5 protein-coding genes and 1 rRNA gene are annotated in these 7,205 nt (G+C 51.1%); all 6 read left to right on the forward strand.

The annotated features are described in order from the left end of the window. Window positions 1-16 precede the first annotated feature (16 nt). The gene (gene thrC, locus K7397_RS12425) at window positions 17-1,087 is read left to right on the forward strand and encodes a threonine synthase (protein WP_223068280.1); all 1,071 of its coding nucleotides are present in this window, start codon (window positions 17-19) and stop codon (window positions 1,085-1,087) included. Further along, window positions 1,084-2,040: a homoserine kinase gene (thrB, locus tag K7397_RS12430; protein WP_223068281.1), complete on the forward strand. Its 957-nt coding sequence runs from the start codon at window positions 1,084-1,086 to the stop codon at window positions 2,038-2,040. Before thrC ends, thrB begins: the two co-directional genes overlap by 4 nt. Window positions 2,041-2,124: 84 nt before the next feature. Further along, window positions 2,125-3,009 carry a prephenate dehydratase gene (gene pheA / locus K7397_RS12435; protein ID WP_223068282.1) on the forward strand — a complete coding sequence of 295 codons (885 nt, stop codon included), beginning with the start codon at window positions 2,125-2,127 and terminating at the stop codon, window positions 3,007-3,009. A 3-nt stretch (window positions 3,010-3,012) separates the two neighbouring features. Further along, window positions 3,013-3,903: a branched-chain-amino-acid transaminase gene (gene ilvE, locus K7397_RS12440; RefSeq protein ID WP_223068283.1), complete on the forward strand. Its 891-nt coding sequence runs from the start codon at window positions 3,013-3,015 to the stop codon at window positions 3,901-3,903. 158 nt (window positions 3,904-4,061) lie between these two features. Beyond that, window positions 4,062-5,879, forward strand: a complete 1,818-nt coding sequence (locus K7397_RS12445; RefSeq protein WP_223068284.1) for a LysM peptidoglycan-binding domain-containing protein — start codon at window positions 4,062-4,064, stop codon at window positions 5,877-5,879. 978 nt (window positions 5,880-6,857) lie between these two features. Continuing rightward, window positions 6,858-7,205, forward strand: a 16S ribosomal RNA gene (locus K7397_RS12450); the annotation flags it as partial.

The following is a 7,205-nucleotide window of genomic DNA, read 5'->3' on the forward strand; positions in this document are numbered from 1 at the left end:
GGAGCTGGAGAAAAAGATGAGGTATCAAGGGTTGCTGCAAACTTATAAAGAATATTTGCCTGTTACGGAGCACACACCGATGTTGACGCTGCAGGAAGGGAATACTCCTCTTGTCCGCGCGGAGAACCTTTCGGAAGAGCTCGGTCTGGATTTGTATTTCAAATACGAAGGGCTGAATCCAACCGGAAGCTTCAAGGACCGCGGCATGGTGATGGCGGTAGCCAAAGCGATCGAAGAAGGCAGCCGGACGATTATGTGCGCTTCTACGGGCAACACGTCTGCCGCTGCCGCGGCATATGCCGCAAGATCGGGGCTGAACTGTATTGTTCTGATTCCGAACAACAACATTGCGCTTGGAAAGCTCGCTCAGGCGATGATCTATGGAGCCAAAGTCATCGCGATTGAAGGCAATTTCGACCGGGCGCTTGAAATTGTAAGGGAAATTACCGCCAAGCATCCGATTACGCTCGTCAATTCCGTCAATCCGTACCGGATCGAAGGACAGAAGACGGCTGCATTCGAAGTGTGCGACCAGCTTGGCAAGGCGCCGGACGTGCTGGCGATTCCGGTCGGAAACGCCGGCAACATTTCCGCCTACTGGAAAGGCTTTAAAGAGTATCATGCCAAAGGGAAAGTCGCTTCTCTTCCCCGCATGGCTGGATTTGAAGCGGAGGGCGCCATGGCCATTGTGAAGGGCGAACCGATTCTGGAGCCGGAAACGGTCGCTACGGCGATCCGGATCGGCAACCCGGCCAGTTGGAAGACGGCCGTGGCGGCTGCCGATGAATCCGGCGGTCAAATCAATTACGTGACCGACGAAGAGATTTTGAGCGCTTACCGTACTATCGCTTCGCGCGAGGGTATTTTTGCAGAGCCTGCTTCCGCGGCTTCGGTAGCCGGCGTTTACAAACTGAAGCGGGAAGGCTATTTCAAAGGCGGCGAGACCGTTGTTTGCGTTCTTACCGGACATGGACTCAAGGATCCGAACATTGCCATCAAGAGCATCGGAGGCGAACCGCTCGTCGTGAAGGATTCTGAAGAAGCGGTAATGGCTGCCATTGCCAAACTGGAAGGTAAAGGCGTATGATCAATTTAGAAGGGGTCCGCGTTAAGGTGCCGGCCAGTACGGCAAATCTGGGACCCGGTTTTGATACGCTTGGCATGGCTCTTTCATTGTTTGCCTGGCTCGAGTTGAAGCCTGCTCCAAAGACCGTCTTCCGCCTGTATGGTGAAGAGATGAAAGGAGTGGCCAAAGACAAGAGCAATTTGATTTATGAAGTAGCCCAGAAGGTATTCGATGAAGCGGGCGTTTCCGTTCCGGAGCTGGAGATTTCGATGGCTTCGGAAATTCCGCTTGCTCGGGGGCTGGGCAGCAGCGCTTCGGCGATTGTCGGCGCTCTGTATGCGGCCAATGAACTGATCGGCGCCCCCTTGTCCGCAGAAAAGCTGTTTGAAATGGCTACTGCGCTGGAGAAGCATCCGGACAATGTAGGAGCTTCCCTGTTTGGCGGCATTATTTCCGCGGTATGGGACGGGAGCTCCGCCAATCATGTACGGATAGAACCTCCGGCCGATCTTGAGGTGCTGGTTGCCATTCCGTCATTTCAGCTGTCAACGGCAAAAGCGCGGCAGGTGCTGCCGGACCGGATCACCATGGAAGACGCCGTATTCAATGTGAGCAGAGCTTCGCTGCTTACCGGGGCTCTTGCTGCGGGCAGACTTGATCTCATTGCTGCTGCGATGCGTGACAGAATGCACCAGCCGTATCGGGCTCCGCTCATTCCGGGAATGGAGCGGATTCTGGAGGAAGCGACCGATCACGGGGCGCTGGGCGCCGCGCTCAGCGGGGCGGGACCGACGCTGCTTGCACTCACAGAACGCGGTGCCGGGCGTCGCGACGAGCTTGCGGCCTTTTTGCAGAATGTGCTTGCGGATCACGGCATCAGCGCCAAAATGCTCTGGCTTTCGCCGAGTACCGAAGGGGTACGGAAGCTGCTGCCTGAAGAGAAGATTCCTTTTGCAGCGGAGAGCCTTGTGTAAAGCATTAATCTTTTTATGGAAACGGGCGATTCGGGTCGGTGTCGGAAGCCGTTTCTACTTGGATCACAGTAAAGGGGAAGTCAGATGAAAAGAATTGCACTGCTGCCGGAGGGGACGGTCTCCCACGAAGCAGTCTTGTATCTGTTCGGAGAAGAGCCGGTGGAACTTGTGCACCACAAGCAAATATCCGATGTGTTTTTGTCTGCGGTGAACGGGGATGTCGACTTTAGCGTAATTCCGGTTGAGAATACGATTGAAGGTTCGGTAAGTCTGCACATGGATTGGCTGGTGCATGAGGTTGACATTCCGATGCAGCTGGAGTGGGTGTATCCTTCTATCCAGAATTTGATTGGGCGAAAGTCGGAGGTTGGTACAGAGGGAAACGTTGATTTTAGCAAAATAAAGCGTGTCCTCTCCCATCCTGTAGCCATGGCGCAGTGTCAGCAGTTTATCCGTTCGCACATGCCGCAGGCCGAATTGGAGAATGTGGGAAGCACTGCCGAAGCGATTGAAAGTGTGGCCAAGCACGAAGGCGAAGGCTGGACGGCTATCGGCACATCGCTTGGTGCTGCACGCTTCGGGCTCGACATTTTGGCCAAAAAGGTAACAGACCACAACAACAATTTTACCCGGTTCGTGCTGATCGGCAGGGAATCAATCCAGCTCTCGAACAGGCAAGCTTCACAAAAGACGAGTATTTTGGTTACTTTGCCTTCGGACTTTCCGGGAGCCCTTCACCAGGTGCTGTCCGCATTTGCCTGGCGCAAGCTGAACTTGTCGCGGATCGAATCCAGGCCGACCAAGAAGATGCTTGGCAATTATTATTTTTATATGGATGTGCTTGAACAGATAGATTCCATACTTCTAAATGCGGCGATCGGGGAAATTGAAGCATTGGGCTGTCAAGTACGGATACTGGGTTCTTACCCCAGCTATACTTATGGGGAACTACAAACGGAGGTGCAGTAAAAGATGGCAGAGCAGTTCGAGCAGTCGATCTATTTGGATGGTGAATTTGTAACGAAGGATAAAGCGGTTGTATCCGTTTTTGATCACGGTTTTTTGTATGGCGACGGTATTTTTGAGGGAATCCGCATTTATAACGGAAACATTTTTAAATGTAAAGAGCATCTGGACCGGTTGTACGATTCCGCCAAGTCCATTATGCTGGACATCCCTTTGAGCTACGAGGAAATGCAGGACGCGCTTGTAGAAACACTGCGCCGCAATAATCTCAGAAACGGTTATATCCGCCTTATTGTTTCCCGCGGTCCCGGCAACCTTGGACTCGATCCTAACCGCTGCGAGAAGGCGTCCGTTATCATTATCGCGGAACAGCTGGCCATCTTTTCCGAAGAAGCATACAAGACAGGCCTTAAAACCGTATCGGTCTCTACACGCCGAAACATTCCGGATGCGCTCAATCCGAAGATCAAGTCTCTTAACTATTTGAATAACATTCTGGTCAAAATCCAGTCCAATCTGGCCGGCGCAGGCGAAGCGATCATGTTGAACGCCCAGGGTTATGTGACGGAAGGGTCTGGCGACAATATTTTTATCGTTAAAAATGGAACGCTTATTACCCCTCCTTGCTATCTGGGTGCGCTTGAGGGTATCACTCGTCAGGCAATCATAGAGATCTGCGAGCAAAAAGGCTACAAGCTGAAGGAAGAGCCTTTCACCTTGCATGACGTCTACGTTGCGGATGAAGTGTTCCTGACAGGAACTGCGGCCGAGGTTATTGCCGTAAGAGAAGTCGATGGGCGCACGATCGGCAAAGGCTATGCCGGCCCGATTACGCTGCAGCTGCTTGAAGAATTCCGCTCCATTGTAGACAAGGACGGAGTAAAAGTTTGGGAATAGATCTTTTACACGCGATCCTTTCAGAATCCCGGTCCCGGGAGCCTGAAAGGATTTTTTTTGCTGTAGGGATAACAATTTCAGGGCAGGTGCATAGGATGTATCAATGGGAAACGGGCTAACATCACGGCCCTAAGAAGAAATTAGGAGGTTTTTGCCGCGTGAAGATACACATGGTAAAAGAGGGAGATACTTTATATGAACTGTCCAAAAAGTATGATGTTCCTCTGCAAACATTGATAGAGGCCAATCCGCAAATTGCCAATCCGGATGTTCTGACGATCGGGGAAAAAGTGAAAATCCCTTCGGCGGCTGTCCCCGTTGCCGGAGATGACAACATTGTTTATAAACATGTTGTTAAGCAGGGCGATTCGCTTTGGAAATTGTCCAAAGCCTGGGGAGTTTCACTCAAATCGATGATCGATGCCAATCCGCAGTTAAAAAATCCGAATGCTCTTTTGGTAGGGGAAGTTGTAAATATTCCATCGGGCACGCATCAAGCGCCGCAGATAGGGGCTGAATCGGAAGGTAACGTCGCACCTATCGGGAAAAAAAATACGGCTCCCAAGCCTGCACCTGTTCCGCCAAAAGCTGAAGCAGAAGCTCCTGCACCGCCAAAAGCTGAAGAGGAGGCCCCTGCTCCTGTTGCGCCAAACGTGGAAGTCCCCGTTCCTGCTCCGCTTGCGCCAAAAGCCGAAGTCCCTGCTCCTGAGCAGCCTGCAATCCCTATTCCTGTAATGCCTGTTATGCCGGAAGCGAAAAAGCCGGACTATCACTATGAAGTTCAATACTCGGAGATCAACATCGAGAAACCTCCGGTCTATAATACGGATTATCCTCCAATGCCGATAGCAGCTGAAACTCCGTACAGCTATCCAGAAATCAAACCAATTGAAAATTTGTCTATCACAAAGCAGTCCGAAAACGTATCATCTTTTTACGATTTTCCGCAAATACCCGTAACCAACACTATGCCGGCTGTCGAATCCTTAAGCGGCAATTACCCCGGCATTACGAACAACCCTTATCCTTCTTGGCAGCCAGGTGCGGTTGCATCGGACCTTAACGTTTCCCCACCGCTTGGAGCATTTACTGGGGGACCTAACGTGTCTCCGTTTGGAGGGTTCGCTCCGGACCCTAACGTCTCTGCACCGCTTGGAGCATTTACTGGGGGACCTAACGTGTCTCCGTTTGGAGGGTTCGCTCCGGACCCTAACGTCTCTGCACCGCTTGGAGCATTTACTGGGGGACCTAACGTGTCTCCATTTGGAGGGTTTACTCCGGACCCTAACGTCTCTGCACCGCTTGGAGCGTTTGCTGCGGGACCTAACGTGTCTCCGTTTGGAGGGTTCGCTCCGGACCCTAACGTTTCCGCGCCGTATGGAGCTTTAGCTCCGGCTCCGTACTATGAGCCGCCCTGCGGTTGCGGGGGATATGCAGAGCCGGCTGTGAATAATCAGCCTTTTCCGTTCCCTGCTTCGATGCCATACAGCTATGCCGAACCGGTAAACGTCCATCCAAACACGTGGATTCCTCAAGCTCCCAGTTACCCGGCCTATGAGGAGAACGCTCCGTTCTCGCTGCCTATGTCGAACGTTCCGCAGTTTGCTCCGGCGTCCCCTTATGGCTCTAATATGATGTATCCAAACGCCGCGTATTCGCCGTACGGGATGCCGATGAATGTAATGAATCCCATGAGTACAGTGGTTCCTGCTTCCCCTATCGGCGGTACGGGCACCGATGATTACTTCAGAAAATTTGCGGAACCCGGTGCCGAAAAGGCGTCAGAAACGCATCAGGCTGATAGTCAAGCAGAGATCGGCACAAAATCCGAAGAGGCAAAAGCTAAAGTATCGACAGCGCCTGCTGAAAAAAGAAGCGGAAAAAGACAAAATCGGTTAGGCCAGAAGGGTGTCAAATCCCGCAGTTCTTCCGGCAAGACTAAGTCATCACGCCGCAATCCTTGGATCAGTCAATGATGGAAGAGGGAATAGCAATAGCCTGCAGGCGGAGCATGTGCTTCGCCTGTTTCGCTTTTCAAAAAAAGCTGTCAATCGTCTGAGAAAATGTCACTATGCATGTCCGCCTTTTTTATTGCTTCTTTTTTTCGTTTGGGCTTCTCCGTCACCGTCAACGCTAGTACTTGTCCTTGGTGCCATAGCAATACCTCGCGGCAAATGTCTGCCGGATCTGAAACCGTCGTTTTCGCATCAAACCGAAAAGAGTAGGCTTGCGAGTGTGTAGGAGGTTACCGTTGTACGAGAGCGTGTTTGTGGGTCCAAGCTGCCGGTATGTAGGCCGATTCCGTCTTTTTGGGTTTGACCGCAAACTTGCGATTGTGCTTCTGTAGCAGGCAGGGCAGCGCTGCATTAGCCTCTTCCGATAAGTTCCCTTCACTCCTTCCCCGGATTGATGCCTTTTCTTAAGTCGAATGATTTGCCTTTCTGAAAGACCGAGTGATGATGCTCCTTCCTTCTTCAATTCTGTTCTAGTCAATAACAATGTCTCCTGTCCCATAGTGACATTATCATAGAACAACAAGCTATTAAAAAAAGCTTGTATTATATCTTGTGATGTGTTATATTCTAATTCCTGTCTGATTTGCGATACTATCATTCCGAATCAGAAGGTAGAAAAAAAACTGATAAAAAAAGCTTGCATCTCAGTCTGGTATATGATATATTATTTAAGTCGCCGCTGAGATGCGGTGATGCACGAAAGACAGTTTGATCTTTGAAAACTGAACAACGAGTGAGAGGATTTTACGGATGTAAAATCCGGATTTAAGAGAATTTAGGATGGCTTGAATGTTCGTTCAAGTTTCATCTAATCTCGTCAGATTCAAAATGAGCTAATCGCTCTTTCATTAGATGGAATACCACTCCCCTTGGGTGAGCGGATCCTTCCGTCTTTGGATGAAAAATCCTTCGCTATATTCACGAATGATTTATTCATCCTTATTGGAGAGTTTGATCCTGGCTCAGGACGAACGCTGGCGGCGTGCCTAATACATGCAAGTCGAGCGGACTTGATGGAGAGCTTGCTCTCTTGAGAGTTAGCGGCGGACGGGTGAGTAACACGTAGGCAACCTGCCCGTAAGACTGGGATAACTACCGGAAACGGTAGCTAATACCGGATACGCAAGTTCCTCGCATGGGGGACTTGGGAAAGGCGGAGCAATCTGTCACTTACGGATGGGCCTGCGGCGCATTAGCTAGTAGGTAGGGTAACGGCCTACCTAGGCGACGATGCGTAGCCGACCTGAGAGGGTGAACGGCCACACTGGGACTGAGACACGGCCCAGA

This window comes from Paenibacillus caui, from assembly GCF_019904135.1.
GTDB lineage: Bacteria > Bacillota > Bacilli > Paenibacillales > Paenibacillaceae > Fontibacillus > Fontibacillus caui.